This window comes from Methylobacterium sp. M6A4_1b (assembly GCF_053345175.1).
This window is the reverse complement of record NZ_JBKEZQ010000007.1, coordinates 152,302-168,580: the sequence shown is the minus strand read 5'-3', so window position 1 is coordinate 168,580 and position 16,279 is coordinate 152,302. Positions and strand designations below refer to the sequence as shown.

Annotated in this window: 15 protein-coding genes; 8 read left to right on the top strand and 7 right to left on the bottom strand. The window is 71.1% G+C overall.

The window, feature by feature from the left end; translation table 11 throughout:
• Positions 1-15 precede the first annotated feature (15 nt).
• The 3 genes from ACLBWX_RS09900 to argJ are packed head-to-tail and all read right to left on the bottom strand — an operon-like array spanning position 16 to position 2,422.
• A complete protein-coding gene (locus ACLBWX_RS09900; protein ID WP_447676889.1) occupies positions 16-444 on the bottom strand; it encodes a (deoxy)nucleoside triphosphate pyrophosphohydrolase in 429 nt (142 codons plus the stop codon).
• Positions 441-1,175, bottom strand: coding sequence for an SIMPL domain-containing protein (locus ACLBWX_RS09895; RefSeq protein ID WP_447676888.1), 735 nt, complete (start codon positions 1,173-1,175; stop codon positions 441-443). The genes ACLBWX_RS09900 and ACLBWX_RS09895 overlap by 4 nt, the downstream gene beginning before the upstream one ends.
• Positions 1,172-2,422: a bifunctional glutamate N-acetyltransferase/amino-acid acetyltransferase ArgJ gene (gene argJ, locus ACLBWX_RS09890; RefSeq protein WP_447676887.1), complete on the bottom strand. Its 1,251-nt coding sequence runs from the start codon at positions 2,420-2,422 to the stop codon at positions 1,172-1,174. The genes ACLBWX_RS09895 and argJ overlap by 4 nt, the downstream gene beginning before the upstream one ends.
• Positions 2,423-2,771: 349 nt before the next feature.
• Between argJ and ACLBWX_RS09885 the strand changes: the two genes are divergently transcribed.
• A complete protein-coding gene (locus ACLBWX_RS09885; protein WP_447676886.1) occupies positions 2,772-3,206 on the top strand; it encodes a histidine kinase in 435 nt (144 codons plus the stop codon).
• A 238-nt stretch (positions 3,207-3,444) separates the two neighbouring features.
• Here the strand turns inward: ACLBWX_RS09885 and ACLBWX_RS09880 are convergent, their stop codons facing one another.
• Complete coding sequence (locus tag ACLBWX_RS09880) at positions 3,445-3,990, bottom strand: PRC-barrel domain-containing protein (protein ID WP_447676885.1); 546 nt, start codon at positions 3,988-3,990, stop codon at positions 3,445-3,447.
• A gap of 191 nt (positions 3,991-4,181) precedes the next feature.
• Between ACLBWX_RS09880 and ACLBWX_RS09875 the strand changes: the two genes are divergently transcribed.
• Positions 4,182-4,784, top strand: a complete 603-nt coding sequence (locus tag ACLBWX_RS09875) for a glutathione peroxidase (RefSeq protein WP_447676884.1) — start codon at positions 4,182-4,184, stop codon at positions 4,782-4,784.
• 4 nt (positions 4,785-4,788) lie between these two features.
• Here the strand turns inward: ACLBWX_RS09875 and ACLBWX_RS09870 are convergent, their stop codons facing one another.
• The gene (locus ACLBWX_RS09870; RefSeq protein ID WP_447676883.1) at positions 4,789-5,013 is read right to left on the bottom strand and encodes a hypothetical protein; all 225 of its coding nucleotides are present in this window, start codon (positions 5,011-5,013) and stop codon (positions 4,789-4,791) included.
• 132 nt (positions 5,014-5,145) lie between these two features.
• Here ACLBWX_RS09870 and ACLBWX_RS09865 point away from each other — a divergent pair, with 132 nt between their 5' ends.
• Positions 5,146-5,373: a hypothetical protein gene (locus ACLBWX_RS09865; protein ID WP_447676882.1), complete on the top strand. Its 228-nt coding sequence runs from the start codon at positions 5,146-5,148 to the stop codon at positions 5,371-5,373.
• Positions 5,374-5,458: 85 nt separating this feature from the next.
• Positions 5,459-5,698 carry a hypothetical protein gene (locus tag ACLBWX_RS09860; protein ID WP_447676881.1) on the top strand — a complete coding sequence of 80 codons (240 nt, stop codon included), beginning with the start codon at positions 5,459-5,461 and terminating at the stop codon, positions 5,696-5,698.
• A 19-nt stretch (positions 5,699-5,717) separates the two neighbouring features.
• Here the strand turns inward: ACLBWX_RS09860 and ACLBWX_RS09855 are convergent, their stop codons facing one another.
• The gene (locus ACLBWX_RS09855; protein WP_447676880.1) at positions 5,718-7,043 is read right to left on the bottom strand and encodes a diguanylate cyclase domain-containing protein; all 1,326 of its coding nucleotides are present in this window, start codon (positions 7,041-7,043) and stop codon (positions 5,718-5,720) included.
• Between the two features lie 293 nt (positions 7,044-7,336).
• Here ACLBWX_RS09855 and ACLBWX_RS09850 point away from each other — a divergent pair, with 293 nt between their 5' ends.
• The 3 genes from ACLBWX_RS09850 to ahcY all read left to right on the top strand — a co-directional run bounded on the left by ACLBWX_RS09850 (position 7,337) and on the right by ahcY (position 11,290).
• Positions 7,337-7,936, top strand: coding sequence for a nitroreductase family protein (locus ACLBWX_RS09850; RefSeq protein ID WP_447676879.1), 600 nt, complete (start codon positions 7,337-7,339; stop codon positions 7,934-7,936).
• A gap of 10 nt (positions 7,937-7,946) precedes the next feature.
• Positions 7,947-9,563, top strand: coding sequence for an AMP-binding protein (locus ACLBWX_RS09845; protein WP_447676878.1), 1,617 nt, complete (start codon positions 7,947-7,949; stop codon positions 9,561-9,563).
• Positions 9,564-9,889: 326 nt separating this feature from the next.
• Entirely contained in the window at positions 9,890-11,290 is a 1,401-nt protein-coding gene (gene ahcY, locus ACLBWX_RS09840; RefSeq protein WP_238275457.1) for an adenosylhomocysteinase, read from the top strand.
• Positions 11,291-11,640: 350 nt separating this feature from the next.
• On the opposite strand, the gene ACLBWX_RS09835 is transcribed toward ahcY, so the two are convergent.
• Positions 11,641-13,335, bottom strand: coding sequence for a methyl-accepting chemotaxis protein (locus ACLBWX_RS09835; RefSeq protein WP_447676877.1), 1,695 nt, complete (start codon positions 13,333-13,335; stop codon positions 11,641-11,643).
• A gap of 321 nt (positions 13,336-13,656) precedes the next feature.
• On the opposite strand from ACLBWX_RS09835, the gene ACLBWX_RS09830 reads away from it, so the two are divergent.
• Complete coding sequence (locus tag ACLBWX_RS09830) at positions 13,657-16,149, top strand: ATP-binding protein (protein WP_447676876.1); 2,493 nt, start codon at positions 13,657-13,659, stop codon at positions 16,147-16,149.
• The last annotated feature ends 130 nt before the right edge of the window (positions 16,150-16,279 follow it).

Here is a 16,279-nt window from a genome sequence, read left to right as displayed (position 1 = left end):
TGCCTCGGAAGTGGATCAGGGGCCGAGCAGATCCAGCAGGAAGGGGATCAGCGGTGCATCCGCCGGCGGCATCGGCTGGTCCTTGAGGTCGCGCGGGCGCACCCATTTGAGGACCTGACCCTCCATGGAGCGTGGCAGGCCTTCCCAGCGCCGGCAGATGTAGAGCGGCATAAGGAGATGGAAATCCGGATAGGCGTGGCTCGCGAAGGTGAGGGGGGCGAGGCAGGCCTCCCGCACGCCGATGCCGAGCTCCTCGGCGAGCTCGCGAATCAGGGTCTCCTCCGGCCGCTCGCCCGGATCGACCTTGCCGCCGGGAAACTCCCACAGGCCGGCGAGCTGCTTGCCCGGCGGGCGCTGGGCGAGGAGCACGCGCCCGTCGGCATCGACCAGGGCGACGGCGACCACGAGGAGGATGCGCAGGGGCGCGGGCGCCGCGGCGGTCACGGGGCGATCGCGAAGGTCGCGGCGACGTCGGCGGCGGTCTCGATCGTGCCGGCGACGAGGGGCACCGGAGCGCCGCCGCGCTTGGACCGCATCGGCGCGGGCGCCGCGAAGGCGATCGGCGGGGGGCTGCCCGTGGCCGGGGACTGGATCGACACCACCCGCCCGAGCGTGACGCCGGCCGCCTCCGCCAGGCGCTCGGCCTGGGCGCGCGCGTCCTTCATCGCCGCGCTGCGCATGGCGCTTTCGGCCGTGTCGGGATCGCGCAGGCCGAAGCTGACGCCGTCGATGCGGTTCGCGCCGCCGTCGAGGGCGCGGCGCATCAGGTCGCCGAGGCGCCCCATATCGGCGAGGCGCACCCGCACCGTGTTGCTGGCCCGGTAGCCGTCCGGCTTCTCGGTGAAGGTCCCGTCGGACTGGCGGACCGAGCGTGTGACCGGCTGCAGCGTCACGGCGGAGGTGCCGAGATCCGCCTCCGGGACCTGAAACTCGGCGGCCAGGACCAGGATCGCCTTGGCGGCGGTGCTGGCGCCGTCGAGGGCGACGGCCGGGGTCGCGCCCCTGGCCTCGACGCCGATCTCGACCGACGCGAAGTCCGGCGCCACCTCGGAGCGGGCGCGCCCGACGACGCTGATCCGGCCCTCGGTCGGCCCCGGCCTGTCCTCGGCCCGCACCGCGCCGCCGGCGCCGAGCAGCGCCAGCGCGAGGAGGGCGAACGCTCCGGCGCGCCTCATGAGCGGTAGTCCCCGTTGATCTCGATGTAGAGCTTGGTCAGGTCGCAGGTCCAGACGCGCGCGCTGCCTTCGCCGAGGCCTAGGTCGACCCGCACGGTGACGTCGGGCTCGCGCATCACCGCGCTCGCCGCCGCCTCGCTGTAATCCGGGTCGCGGGCGCCTTCGCGGGCGACGCGCACGTCGCCGAACCAGATCGCGAGGCGGTCGCGGTCGGCCGGTTCGCCGGCCTTGCCGACGGCCATCACCACCCGGCCCCAGTTGGCGTCCTCGCCCGCGATGGCGGTCTTCACCAGGGGCGAGTTGGCGATGGACATGGCGATCCGATGGGCCGAGGCGTCGCCGGTCGCGCCCGTGACCTGCACGGTGACGAACTTGCGGGCGCCCTCGCCATCCTTGGCGACGAGCTGGGCCAGCTCCACTAGGAGGTCGTCGAGGGCGGCGCGGAACGCGGACAGGCGCGGATCGTCGGCGGTGGAGATCGCGGCGTTGCCGGCGGCACCGGTCGCGAACAGCATCAGGGTGTCGGAGGTGGAGGTGTCGCCGTCCACGGTCACGCAGTTGAAGCTCGTGGCCGTGCCGGCGGTGAGGAGCGCCTGGAGCACGTCCTGCGGCAGGGCGGCGTCGGTGAAGACGAAGCTCAGCATGGTGGCCATGTCGGGCGCGATCATGCCGGCGCCCTTGGCGATGCCGTTGAGGGTGACGGTGACGCCGTCGATCGTGGCCCGGCGGGTGGCGAGCTTGGGGAAGGTGTCGGTGGTCATGATCGCCTGGGCGGCGGCGGCCCAGGCCTCGGCACCCTCCTGCGTCCGGCCGGCGCAGTCGGCGAGCACGCCCTCGAACTTCGTGGCGTCCAGGGGCTCGCCGATGACGCCGGTCGAGGCGATGAAGATCTCCTCCGGGCGGCAGCCCGCCGCCTCGGCCGCGATCCGGGCCGTCAACGCCACGGCCTCGCGCCCGCGCAGGCCCGTGAAGGCGTTGGCGTTGCCGGAATTGACCACGAGGGCGCGGGCGCCCGGGCTGCCCAGCGCCTCGCGGCACCAATCCACCGGGGCCGAGGGGCATTTCGAGCGGGTGAACACGCCGGCCGCCTGCGTGCCCGCGGCGAGCGCCACGTAGAGCACGTCCGTCCGGCCCGAATAGCGGATGCCCGCCTGCGCGGTCGCGAGCCCGACGCCGCGAATCGCCGGCAGCTGCGGTTGGGTCCGGGGCGCCAGCGGCGAGACGGGGGGGCTCTTGGCAGACGACATGGACGGGGGCTCCGGATCTCTGCGGCCGTCTCGGGCGCGCGGCGTGGCCGGTGTTGCCCCGCCCGCGCCGCCTTCGTCAACCGCGGTGAGCGTCATCCGGCCGTCGCATCCCGACCCGGTGTCCCGAAGCCTTGCAGATCAAGCACTTGCGCGCTCGCCGCAGTGCAGCATCGCGGGGCGCCCGGGGACGTCCGGATCGAGCGAAACGGAGACGGACGGAACCCGAAAGTCGTCCGCCTCCAGGGGAAGAGGGCTTGTCTGTTCGAGCGAACGTGACATAGCATGCTGCGACGCACAGTTTCCGAGGTGATCGGCACGGATGTCCAGGCGCGACGGGAGAGTGTCGACTATGGAACGACCGATTTCACCAGGTGGCGCCTATGGCGTCCAGGTCCTGATCGCCGGCCGCCAGAAGCATTGGCGCGACGAGGTCTCGTCCCAGATCCGGCGGGCGGGATTCGCGGCCACCACGGTGGATTGCGGCGTCGATGCGATGACGGTCCTGGCTCTGGGCCTTCCCGTCGATGTTCTCGTCACCGACGTGAGCCTGCAGGGCAAGCTCTGCTGCCAGAAACTCGCCCTCGAAGCCCGGGCCCTTCGCCCGGACCTGCGCATCGTCTTCGCCAGCGACCTCGAATCCCTGGCGAGCGAGGAAGACCCGACCCAGTGGCTCGAAGACCTGTTCGATGCCCAGTTCCCAAACGACCGCGACGGCCTGATCGCGCTCCGGCGCATCGACAACGTCGCCAGCACGGTGTGGGACGCTCTTCGCAGCCCTGCGTGATGCGAGGCCTCTCCGGGGCGCGACAAACCGGATGCTCGCCACCTCCCGCCGGGATCGACCCGCTCCGCTCGGCGAGCCGGATACCCCGATCACGTGACGGTTTTCTGACGATCGGCGCGAGCGTATCGGTCGCGCTCCCGGACGGGCAAAGCCCTCGCATGGAAACGGCCCTCGCGCGGACGCGAAGGCTTTCGAGAGTTGGATCGCGACGAACGCGAGGTGGCGATCCTCGGGGCGATCACTGCGCCTTGGGGGCGTCCGCCGGCTTCGGGTCGGGATTCACCTTCGCATCCGTGTTCGTGGTGGCGTCCGTCGTCGGCTTGGCATCGGCGTTCGGCTTGGCCTTGCCGAGATAGATGTATTCCGGCGCGGCGCGGAGCTGATCCTTGTTGGTGTCGATCGTCGCCTTCAGGGTGGCGTCGTCGACGCGCACGAGCTTCAGGGCGCTGGGGTCGACGGCGACGTACTTGGTGCCGATGCCGAGGAAGCCGCCGACGCCGACCACCCAGGATTTCACGGTGTTCTTCTCGTCGAGCACCACGTCGGCGATCTCGCCGATGGTCTCGTTGCCGGCGTTCTGGATGGTGAGGCCGACCAACTTCGAGGTGACCATGTCGCTCTTGTTCTGCACCACGAAGGTGGGGCGCAGATCGTTGGCGAGGGTGGCGGGAGCGGCCTGGACCGGTGCCGACGCGGCGGCGGGCGCGTTGGCACCCGGCGACTGAGCGAGGGCGAGGGTGGCGCTGGCAGCGAGAAGAGCCGTGCCGAGCAACAGGCTGCGCATGGGCGGAGTCTTTCGAAAAATCGAGCCGAAGGTCGAACGAGGGGGCCGTGATGGCACACGCTCAAGTTCGGGCCTCCGCCAAAGGTTCCCGCGATACGGCATGGTGAATGGACGAACGCCGGTCCGGCCTTAGGTTCCTGGGCATAGGGGCGGCGGAACCGGTCCGCGCGCCCGCCAAGGGGTGCCGTACCATGTCGAACGCCAAGTGGAACGCCATGTCGCCCGAGTCCCGTTTCGCGCTGCCGCGCCGTCACGCCCTGGCGATCCTGGGCGGTGCCCTCGTCTGCGGCGTCCGCCCGGCCCTGGCCGATGCCGCGAAGGCGGGCGCCTTCGCCTTCGAGAAGCCGGAGGGCGGCACCCTGCCGCTCTCGGCCTATGCCGGTCGGCCCATCCTGGTGGTCAACACCGCCACGGCCTGCGGCTATGCCGGGCAATTCACCGGACTGCAGGGCCTCTGGACCCGCTTCGGCGACCGGGGCCTCACCGTCATCGCGGTTCCGTCGCCCGATTTCGGCAATCAGGAGCCCCTCGACGGGGTCGCCATCGCGGAGGCGGCGCGCCGGAACCACGGCGTCACCTTCCCGGTGACGGCCAAGACCCATGTCCGGGGGCCGGCCGCGCACCCGTTCTACCGCTGGGCCGCCGCCGAGAAGCCCGGCAGCACGCCGGGCTGGAACTTCCACAAGTACCTCGTCGACCGGGACGGCAGCCTGATCGGCGCCTTCCCGTCCTCGGTCGAGCCCAACGATCCGCGCATCGTCACCGCGATCGCCAACGCGCTGCCCGCCGCCTGAGGCGTCAGCGCGGGATGTCCCGCGGCGGGCGAAGCGCCTCCGGCTTCGGTGGCGCGCGGCGGAGACGCCGCGGCCGTTCGGTGCTGCCGCGCGCCGGCGGCGAGGCGTAGTTCGATGCGAAGGGATTGGCCGGCGTCCGATCGGCGCTGCCGAACAGGCTGAACTGGGCCCGGGCGTCGGAGCCCGCGCACAGAATCGTCACGAGAAGGGCGAGGAGGAGGGGGCGCATGCGGCTCCTGGGGCCGGCCGCATCCGGCCGGATCGATGGGGTCCCTTGCTCCGATACCGCAAGCCCCCACATCCGGCGAGATGCGGGCGCCGGATCGCCGGGGGGGCCGGGACGATGTCGAGGGACGGAACGATGAAGCCGCACCGGTTCGAGCAGGCGGGGACCGTCTTCGAGATCGCCTTCGAGCGGGCGCCCGAGGGCTGGGTCGCCCACATTCGCCGGGAAGACAGCGAAACCACCCACGCGATCGGGTTCCCCGACGGGCCGGGCTACGATCCGACGGACGTGCGCGGCTCGCTGATCGCGGGCTGCGAGGCGGCGCTTCCGAACCTGTCCTGGGCGCGCCCGACGCGTCACTGAGGGGAACCTCCGGAAGCGCCCCGTGTTCGCCCTCCCACATGCGCCCGGCACCCGTGCCCGCGCGCGAAACGGGAAGGAACGGCCGATGTCCGAGATCACCTATCGCATCGTCGAACACGACGGCGGCTTTGCCTACAAGGTGGGCGACGTGTTCTCCGAGACGTTTCCGAGCCACGACGAGGCCCTTCAGGCGGCCCAGGCCGCCGCGGCCGAGCAGCAGGTTCCGGGCTCGACGGAAGGCATCCGCTACCAGGACAGCAAGGGCGCCTGGCACGACGAGACCGCCCAGGGCAACGACCGCCCCACCGCCCGCGTGGTCGATTGAGGACCGGTTCCGGGCACGCTCAGGCCGTGCGTCGCAAGGCCGGGGTTCCGCCGGCCGGCCATGCCGCCAGGGCCGCTTGCGGGCCGGGATCCGCCTCCGGGCGGTGCCGGGCGCTGCCGGTGCGGTTCCGCCCGGCCGACTTCGCCCGGTAGAGGGCTTCGTCGGCCGCCTCGAACAGGGCGGTCGGCGTCGCCGCGCCGTCGCGGCTCGTGGCGACGCCGACGCTGACCGTCACGTGATCCAGCCCGTCGCCGCGCCCGGCATGGGGCAGGGCCAGCGTGTTCAGCGACAGGCGCGTCCGCTCGGCCAGGGCGATGGCGGCCTCGCTGTCGAGACCCGGCAGCAGCAGGGCGAATTCCTCGCCGCCGTAGCGCGCCACGAGATCGGCGGCGCTTCCGGCCCGGGCGGTCAGCAGGCGCGAGACCGCGCACAGGCAGGCGTCGCCCGCCCCGTGTCCGTAATGATCGTTGAAGCGCTTGAAGTGATCGACATCCACCAGCATCAGCGCGAACGGATCGCCGTCCCGGGAGGCCTGCCACAGGGCATCGAGGCGTTCCGAGAAGGCGCGCCGGTTGGCGAGGCCGGTCAGCGGGTCGGTGGTCGAGAGGCGCATGAGGCGCGCGTTGGCGACGACGAGCTGCTGCGCCCGCAGGGATTCCCGTAACGTATAGAGATAGTTGCGCCGGTTGGCGCTCTCGATCTTGTGTGCGGCTGCCAGACTGAAGGCGATGCCGATCAACATGTCGAGACGGATCAGGTCTGCGAGATCGGGGGCGATCTCCGGGTGGGCCGCGATGGCGAGGCCGCCGAGGAGCGCGGCCGTGCCCGAGACGATGCAGGCCCAGGTGAACCGCAATGCCAGGGAGATGTTGGCGAAGATCACCGTCAGCCAGATCGCCGTGGTCGCGTGGGCGAGGTTGGGTCCCTGCCCGAGCCAGAGGGTGCCCGCGGGGATCATCGTCGCGGCCAGGACGCCGAGGCCGCACAGGGCCTCCCGCATCCGCGCGCGCACCCGGCTCAGGGCCACGAAGATCGCGACCGCCATCGGCGTCACCAGGCCGATCCGGAAGGCGAGATTCAGCGTCGCGAGGTTGGGCGTCGTGACGTAGGCCGCCCAGGCATAGAGGTGGAAGACTGCCAGGCCGATCAGGGTGGCGCGGCGCAGGTGCCGGACCCGCCGGTGGCCGGTCTCGGCCTCGAACCGGGCCTCGAGCTCGGCCGGGAAGGCGAGGCGCCAGCGCGTCGCCTGCAGGGTCCGCTCGATGAGCATCAGCAGGTGGTCGCTGGCGCGAAACGACAGGGAGCCCGGATCGTCGGACGATCGGGCGGCAGACGAAGCGGTCACGCGTGGGGAGATCCATCGGCGGGCCGGCGGCGGCCCGGACGCAAGATTGCCTGCGACCCGTGTGGGCATGCTTTCCCCGATCCGTAAAATGCGACCGATCCGTTGTGCGCGGCCACCGCGCCGCAGGGGGAACCCCCCTTGCGGCGATGGGGGACCGAATGGACAATTGCCTCGCCGGCCCCACCTCGTGCATGCCTCGCCGTGAGCGGGGCCGCGCGCCGCGGCGGATCGGCCCTGCGAAGGGGCCGCCCGACGCCGCCCACCCCGGCCCTTCCGCCTTCTGGAGTCTGCCCGTGACCGTCTCGAACCCGCGCCAGCCCGACCATGCCATCGACCCGCTCTTCATCGAGCGGTGGTCGCCGCGCGCCTTCACCGGCGAGGCCGTGCCGGAATCCGAGCTGCTGCGGATGATCGAGGCCGCGCGCTGGGCCCCGTCCTCCTACAACTCGCAGCCCTGGCGCTTCGTCTACGCCCTGCGCGGCACGCCCGAATGGGAGACCTTCCTCGACCTGCTGGTGCCGGGGAACCGCAAGTGGGCGGAGGGCGCCGGCGCCCTCGTCATCCTCGTCTCGAGCAAGCTGATGAAGACCGGCGACGGGCTGAAGCCCTCGGCCAGCCATTCCCTCGACACCGGAGCCGCCTCGGCGAACTTCCAGCTCCAGGCGATCCGGCAGGGCTGGCACGTGCACGGCATGGGCGGCTTCGACAAGGAGCGCTCCGTCACCGCGCTCGCCGTGCCCCCGGACCATCAGGTCGAGGCGGCCTACGCCGTCGGGCGCGCGGCGGACCCGGCCGACCTCACCGAGGAGCAGCGGGCCAAGGAGGTGCCGAACGGGCGGCGCCCGATCACCGACTTCGCCTTCGCCGGCGCCTTCAAGGCCCGCGAAGCCTGAGCCGCCCGCCGTGCTGAGGCCCGCACCCGACCATGCCGCGCTCGTCGCCGGTTTCGCCTGGGACATCCCGGAGCGCTTCAACATCGGCGTCGATGTCTGCGACCGCTGGGCCGCGCGCGAGCCCGGCCGGGTCGCGATCCAGGAGGTGGTCGGCGCGCGGGTCTCGGAGTTCACCTTCGGTGACCTGCGGGACCGCTCCGACCGCCTGGCGGCGGGGTTGCGGAGCCGGGGCGTGGCGCCCGGCGACCGCGTCGGCGTGCTGCTGCCGCAATCGGCCGCCGTGGTGATCGCGCACGCGGCCGCCTACAAGCTCGGGACGATCGCGCTGCCGCTGGCCGGCCTGTTCGGACCGGACGCCCTGCGCTACCGGCTGACCGATGCCGGCGCGCGGGTCCTGATCACCGACGCGGCGGGCCTTGCCAAGATCGACGCGATCCGCGCCGACCTGCCGGCGCTCGAATGCGTCGTCTGCGTCGACGGCGCGCAGGGCCGGGCCCTCGGCTACGACGCCCTGCTGGCGGAGGCGCCGGACGGGTTCGTGCCGGTGGACACCCGGGCCGACGACCCCGCCCTGATGATCTACACTTCCGGCACCACCGGGCCGGCCAAGGGCGCGCTGCACGCCCACCGGGTGCTGCTGGGGCACCTGCCGGGCTTCTGCATGATGCACGATTTCCCGCCGAAGCCCGGCGACCGGATGTGGACCCCGTCCGATTGGGCCTGGGCCGGCGGCCTCCTCAACGCGACCCTGCCGAGCCTGCATTTCGGCCTGCCGGTGGTGGCCTGCCCGAGCTTCCGCTTCGAGCCAGAGGCCGCCTTCCGGCTGATCGCCGAGCGGGCCGTCACCCTCGCGTTCCTTCCGCCGACCGCCCTGCGCATGCTGCGCGCCGTCGCCGACCCGCGCGGGCGCTTCGACCTCGCGCGCCTGCGCAACATCGCCTCCGCGGGCGAGGCCCTCGGCCCCGAGACCTTCGACTGGGCGCGGCGCGAACTCGGGCTCACCATCGGCGAGGCCTATGGCCAGACCGAGTGCAACCTGGTCCTCGCCGCCTGCCGCTCCGCCGGGGTGGCGCGGGCCGGCTCCACCGGGCGGCCGGTGCCGGGGCATCGGGTCGCGATCCTGCGGCCGGACCGGACCGAGGCCGCCGACGACGAGCCGGGCGAGATCGCCATCGCCCGGCCCGACCCGGTGATGTTCCTGCGCTACTGGAACCAGCCGGAGGCGACGGCCAGGAAGTTCGCCGGCGACTGGATGCTCACCGGCGACACCGCCCGGCGCGACGCCGACGGCTACGTCCACTTCGTCGGGCGCGAGGACGACCTCATCACCTCGGCGGCCTACCGCATCGGCCCCACCGAGATCGAGGATTGCCTCGGCGCCCATCCGGCGGTGGCGCTCGCCGCCGCGGTGGGCAAGCCCGACCCGCTGCGCACCGAGATCGTGAAGGCCTATGTCGTCCTGCGCGAGGGATTCACCGCTTCCGACGCGCTGGCCGCCGAGATCCAGGCCTTCGTGCGGACGCGCCTCTCGGCGCACGAGTATCCCCGCGAGATCGCGTTCCGCGACAGCCTGCCCATGACCACCACGGGCAAGATCATCCGCCGGCAGCTGCGCGACGCGGGTTGAGGTGGTCGAATCGTGGCGCGGGTGCCGGCCGGACCGATCTCCCGCGTCCCGCGAAGCCCCCCGACCGCGACGGGGCGCGGACAGGCGCCCCCGTGGTCGCCGGCACCTCGCGGTTCGCGCAAGCTCAGACGCCGCACCGGCAGCGGACGAAGCCGTTGGGGCGAGGTCTCGCGCCCCCGTCCATCCGCCCGGCGGCGAACCCGCGCGTGGCCGAGCTTCGCATCTGGAATAGGTCGCATAAAGACATCTTTATATCTTGATTGCCTCCGGTCCGACGCCCTGCTATAGGCCTCGCCGACACGCAACGAGAGACGGAGCGAACCCCCATGGCCCAGGATTACATCGTCAAGGACATCGGTCTGGCCGATTACGGCCGCAAGGAGATCTCGATCGCAGAGACCGAGATGCCGGGCCTGATGGCCACCCGCGAGGAGTTCGGTCCGTCGCAGCCGCTCAAGGGCGCGAAGATCGCCGGCTCGCTGCACATGACGATCCAGACGGCCGTGCTGATCGAGACCCTGAAGCATCTCGGCGCCGACATCCGCTGGGTCTCCTGCAACATCTACTCGACCCAGGACCATGCCGCCGCCGCCATCGCGGCCGCCGGCATCCCGGTCTTCGCCATCAAGGGCGAGACCCTGGAGGAGTACTGGGACTACACCTCGAAGCTGTTCGACTGGCATGACGGCGGCATGCCGAACATGATCCTCGACGACGGCGGCGACGCCACCATGTTCGTGCACCTGGGCCTGCGCGCCGAGAACGGCGACACCGCCTTCCTCGACAAGCCGGAGTCGGAGGAGGAGGAGATCTTCTTCGCGCTCCTCAAGAAGAAGCTCGCCGAGAAGCCGAAGGGCTGGTTCGCGGGTCTCGCCGACTCGATCAAGGGCGTCTCGGAAGAGACCACCACCGGCGTGCACCGCCTCTACAACCTCGCCAAGGAGGGCAAGCTGCTCTTCCCGGCCATCAACGTGAACGACGCCGTCACCAAGTCGAAGTTCGACAACCTCTACGGCTGCCGCGAGTCGCTGGTCGACGGCATCCGCCGCGGCACCGACGTCATGATGGCCGGCAAGGTCGCCATGGTCGCGGGCTTCGGCGATGTCGGCAAGGGCTCGGCCTCCAGCCTGCGCCATGCCGGCTGCCGCGTCCTCGTCTCCGAGGTCGATCCGATCTGCGCGCTCCAGGCCGCGATGGAAGGCTACGAGGTCGTGACGATGGAGGACGCCGCTCCGCGCGCCGACATCTTCGTCACCGCCACGGGCAACAAGGACATCATCACCATCGAGCACATGCGGGCGATGAAGGACCGCGCCATCGTGTGCAACATCGGCCACTTCGACAACGAGATCCAGGTCGCCGGCCTGAAGAACCTCACCTGGTCGAACATCAAGCCGCAGGTGGACGAGATCACCTTCCCCGACGGCCACCGCATCATCCTCCTGTCGGAGGGTCGCCTGGTGAACCTCGGCAACGCCACCGGCCACCCCTCCTTCGTGATGTCGGCCTCGTTCACCAACCAGACGCTGGCCCAGATCGAGCTCTGGACCAACCCGGGCAAGTACGAGAAGCAGGTCTACACCCTGCCCAAGGCCCTCGACGAGAAGGTGGCGCTCCTCCACCTCGAGAAGATCGGCGTGAAGCTCTCCAAGCTCCGCCCCGACCAGGCCGCCTATATCGGCGTCTCCGAGAACGGCCCGTTCAAGCCCGACCACTACCGCTACTGACGCGATCTCCGGCCGATCGCCCCGGATCGAACGGACGCCCGCTCCCGTCTCCGTACCGATCGCGCGGGCAGCGCGGGTCCCCTCTCCTGAAGGAAAGGGAGCCGGTCGTGCTCGACAAGACCCATCGAGGCTCGCGAAAGCGGCCTTGGACGAAAGCGGCCTTGGACGAGAGCGGCCTTGGACAAGTGCGGCCTTGGAGAAATGAGAAATCCGGTCGCCGACCGGGTCTGACGCACCGGCCGGGGGACGACGGCGCCTCCTGACGCGAAAAGGCCCGGCCCGAGATTGGGCCGGGCCTTTTCGTTTGGCCTGTCGCGAACCGGGATCGCGCGATCCCGGTGCTGGAGACCTCAGGCCGCGCGGACGGTGCCGAGGAAGCCGCTCATCTCGGCGCCCAGCCGCTCCGACTGCGCCGACAATTCCGTGGCCAGGGACAGGACCTGCGTCGCGGCGGCCCCGGTCTCACCCGTGAAGCCGGCGACGCCCGCGATGTTGGTGGTCACCCGCTCGGTGCCGGCCACGGCCTCGGCCACGTTGCGGGTGATCTCCTGGGTGGCCACGCCCTGCTCCTCGACGGCGATCGCGATGGAGACGGCCCGGTTGTTCAGCTCCGCGATCCGGTTGGTGATCGTGCCGATGGCCGTCACGGCATGGCCCGTCGAGCCCTGGATCTGGTTGATCTGCGCCGCGATCTCGTCCGTAGCTCGGGCCGTCTGGTTCGCCAGCTCCTTCACCTCGGCGGCGACGACGGCGAAGCCCCGTCCGGCCTCACCGGCCCGCGCGGCTTCGATGGTCGCGTTGAGGGCGAGCAGGTTGGTCTGCCCCGCGATGGCCGAGATGATTCCGATCACGTCGCTGATTCGGGCCGCGGCCTCGCTCAGGTTCTGGACCATGGCGGCGGCCTGGGTTGCCTCGGACACCGCCGTCTGCGCCAGGCTGGACGAGCTCGACACCTGCCGGGCGATTTCCTGCACGGACATGCCGAGCTTCGCGGTCGCCGAGGCCACCCTGGAGACGTTGCCGGAGGCTTCATCGGCGGCGGCCGCCACGCTGTTCGACTGGCGGGCCGTTTCGTCGGCGACGGAGGTCAGGCCCTGGGCGGCGTGGCGCAGGTGGGAGGCCGCCGTCGAGACGGTGCCGAGAGCGTTGCCGACGGCCCGTTCGAAGTCGTCCGCCATTCCCCGCATGCCGATCCTGCGCTGGGCCTCCGCGTCGAGGCGGGCGGTGGCCGAGGATGCCTCGATCTCCCGCGACCGGATCAGGCTGTCCCGGAACAGGCCCAGGGCGCCGACGATGTCGCCGATCTCGTCCCGGGCGCAGGCGAGCGCGATGGGGCCGTCGAGATTGCCCTGCGCCATGTCCCGCATCCGGGCGACCACGGGGCGCAGCTGCCGGATCGAGACGATGTTCCAGGCCGCCAGGCCCAGGCCGATGAGGAGGGCGACGCCGCAGAGTCCGAGCATGACCGTCTGGAAGCCGGCCGTCACCTCTCGGGTCTCGGCCGTCAGGGTCCGGTTCTTGGCTTCCTCAAGGTCGATGAACTGGTTGATTCGGGCCAGCCATTCCACGAAGGCGGGGCGCCCTTCCGCGAGAAGCTGCGCCTTGGCGCCGGCGAGGTCGCCGCCTTGCGTCTTCTCGATGACGGCGGCCACCACCGGCATCGTGCGCGCCTCGACGCCCTTGATGCCTTCGAGAATACGGATTTCCTCCGGGGAGGCGTCGCCCTTCGCCAGCATCGCGTCGAGCTTGACCGCAGAGGTCGCATACTGATCGGCCAGGTGCGTGATGGTGCTGAGATTGTCCCGCAGGTTCTCGGGTCCTGACATGAGAACCACGTCGCGCAGGCTGATGGCCCGGTCATGGACGCTGCCGCGGAAATTGATGGCATAGCGCTGTTTGACGCTGTTGACGTCGTTCGCCGTCGTCAGGCTCGCTTCGATCGAGCGGACTTGTGTCATGGCGAAGCCCGCCAGGGCGATCATCAGGGCGATGATGATTGAAAAACCGGCGATCACGCGGCCACTTAGGCCAAGGAAAACACTCATCGTCGAAAGCTCCTGGCACTAATGCCGGACGCTGGAAATAAACAAAAGTTCTTAAAATTGCGCTGTACTGATAAACCCCGGCGTTGTCCGCTCGATCCCGAATCCGCCCGGCGGAACCGGGAACTGTGGCTTTTTGGGATCATTCGGGAGCGGACGAGCCGAAAGTGCCAAAGTTAAGCTTAACCCTCTTCCGGGACGATTCCGCCTCGCGCTAGTGTGGGCTGATTCCTCAGATGGAGTGGCTCGCAGCCGGCCTCCGGGCGGGTGCGGGATGGACGCCCTTCGGCGTCTCATCGAAGATTCGTGGAGGCGGGACGGATCATGAGGGTCGAACCAACGGCGCGCGCCCTGCTGTGCGCCGGCTCTCTCGTCGTCGCCGTCCGACCGGCCTGGGCGGCCGGGACGGGGATGGATGCCAGCGCCGCCGTCTCGGGATTCGGGCAACACACCCACAACGCCGCCGGTCTCGCGATCCTGATCGGCCTGACGGTGTTCTCCACCATCGTCGCCCTGCTGCACATGCGCGAGCGCAGCCGCTGGGCGCGGCGCGAGCGCGACCTCGTCACGGAGTTGTCGGCCCTGCGCGAGTGCCACGACCGCGCCGAGATGCTCCTGAACGCCGAGCGCCAGGTCCTCATCACCTGGTCGGGCCGCGGGGCGCCGGCCATCGAGGGCGATGTCGGCCTCATCGATGGCCGGCGCGCGCCCGGCGACGCCGACCTCGGCCTGCCCGCCTTCGAGACCTGGCTGCACGCGGTGGATGCCGATGCCCTGAACACGGCGGTCGAGGCGCTGCGCGCCCGCGGCGCCGGCTTCCGCCTGAGCCTGCGCACCCAGTCGGGCCGCTTCATCGACGCGCACGGGCAGGCCCTGTCCGGCCGCGCGATCCTGCGGCTGCGGGAGACCACGGACGAGAAGCGCGAGCTGATCGACCTGCGCCTCACCCTGCACGAGGCCAAGCGCGGCCTCTCGGCGCTCGGCAGCCTCCTCGACGCGATCCCGCAGCCGGTCTGGCGCCGCAACCGCGACGGCGTCCTCGCCTGGGTCAACCTCGCCTACGTGGCGGCGGTGGAGGCGGGCACCCGCGAGCGCGCCCTGGAGGGCGGCGTCGAGCTCCTCGACCGGCAGGCCCGGGAGCTCATCGCCCGGGACGAGGCCGCGCGCCCGATGGCCGGGGGGCGTGCGGCCCACCGCCTGTCCGCGGTCGTGGCGGGCGGACGCCGGACCCTGGACGTCACCGAGAGCGCCATCGAGACCGGCCGCGTCGGCATCGCCGTCGATGTCTCGGAACTGGAGAGCGTCCGGGCGGACCTCCAGCGCCAGATGGACGCCAACGTCCGCACCCTGGACCAGCTGCCCACCGCCGTGGCGATGTTCGACGCCCGCCAGCGCCTGATCTTCCACAACGCCGCCTACCGGCAGCTCTGGGACCTCGACCCGGCCTTCCTCGACGGCCGCCCCCTGGACGGCGAGATCCTCGACCGGCTGCGGGCGGCCCGCAAGCTGCCCGAGCAGGCCGATTTCAAGTCGTGGAAGGCCGACGTGCTCGCCGCCTACCGCGCCGTGGAGGCCAACGAGGCCTGGTGGTACCTGCCCGACGGGCGCTCGCTGCGGGTCGTCGCCGACCCCAACCCGCAGGGCGGCCTGACCTACCTGTTCGACGACGTCTCGGAGAACATGAAGCTCGAATCCCGCTACAACGCCCTGATGCGGGTGCAGGCCGAGACCCTCGACACCCTCAAGGAGCCCGTGGCGGTGTTCGGCGCCGACGGCCGCCTGACCTTCGCCAACCGCGCCTTCGCCACCCTGTGGCGCCTCGACCCCGAGACCCTGGGCGAGCGCCCCCGCGTCGATGCCGTCATCGCCGCCTGCCAGACCCTCTCGCCCGACGAGGACCCGTGGATCGACATCCGCGGGGCCATCACCGGCCTGGAGAGCCGGGCCGGCCTGACCTGCCGCCTGGAGATCGTCGACGGCACCGTGCTCGACTGCGCCGCCCAGCCGCTGCCCGAGGGCGCGACGCTGCTCACCCTCATCGACGTCACCGCCAGCGTGAACGTGGAACGCGCGCTCACGGACAAGAACGACGCCCTGGAGCGCACCTCGCAGCTGCGCGACACCTTCGTGAACCACGTCTCCTACGAGTTGCGCTCGCCGCTCACCAACATCATCGGCTTCACCCAGCTCCTCGGCGACGAGACGGTCGGCGCCCTGAACGAGCGCCAGCGCGAGTATTCCGGGCACATCATGCGCTCGTCGGGCGCGCTGCTCGTGATGATCAACGACATCCTCGACCTCGCCTCCATCGACGCGGGCTCCCTCGAACTCACCCGCGAGGTGGTCGACGTCCGGGCCACGGTCGACGCCGCCGTGCGCGGCCTGGAGGACCGGCTCGCCGATTCCGCCATCACCCTCGCCCTCGACGTGCCCGACGACGTCGGCACCTTCGTCGCCGACGGCAAGCGCGTGCGCCAGATCCTGTTCAACCTCCTGTCGAACGCCGTCGGCTTCTCGGCGCCGGGCCAGCAGGTCCGCGTGGAGGTTCGCCGCGACGCCGCCGAGCTCACCCTGGCGGTGGCCGACCAGGGCCAGGGCATGCCGCCCGACGTCGCCGCCCGGGTCTTCGACCGGTTCGAGAGCCACACGCTCGGCACCCGCCACCGCGGCGTCGGCCTCGGCCTGTCGATCGTGCGCTCCTTCGTGGAGCTGCATGGCGGGCGGGTCAGCCTGGAATCGGCCCCCGGGTCCGGCACCCGCGTCACCTGCACCTTCCCGATCACCGAACCGAGCGCGCGCCGGGACGCCGCCGAGTAGGGGGCGTCCCGGCGTAATCCCCATGGAGCCTTCGCCCCGCCCGCGATTTGGTTAAGGATGCTCCGGTATGACAGCGGGGCTCCGCGCGATCCGGATCCGGCCGCGGCGGCGCACGGCCATGGAGGAGTTG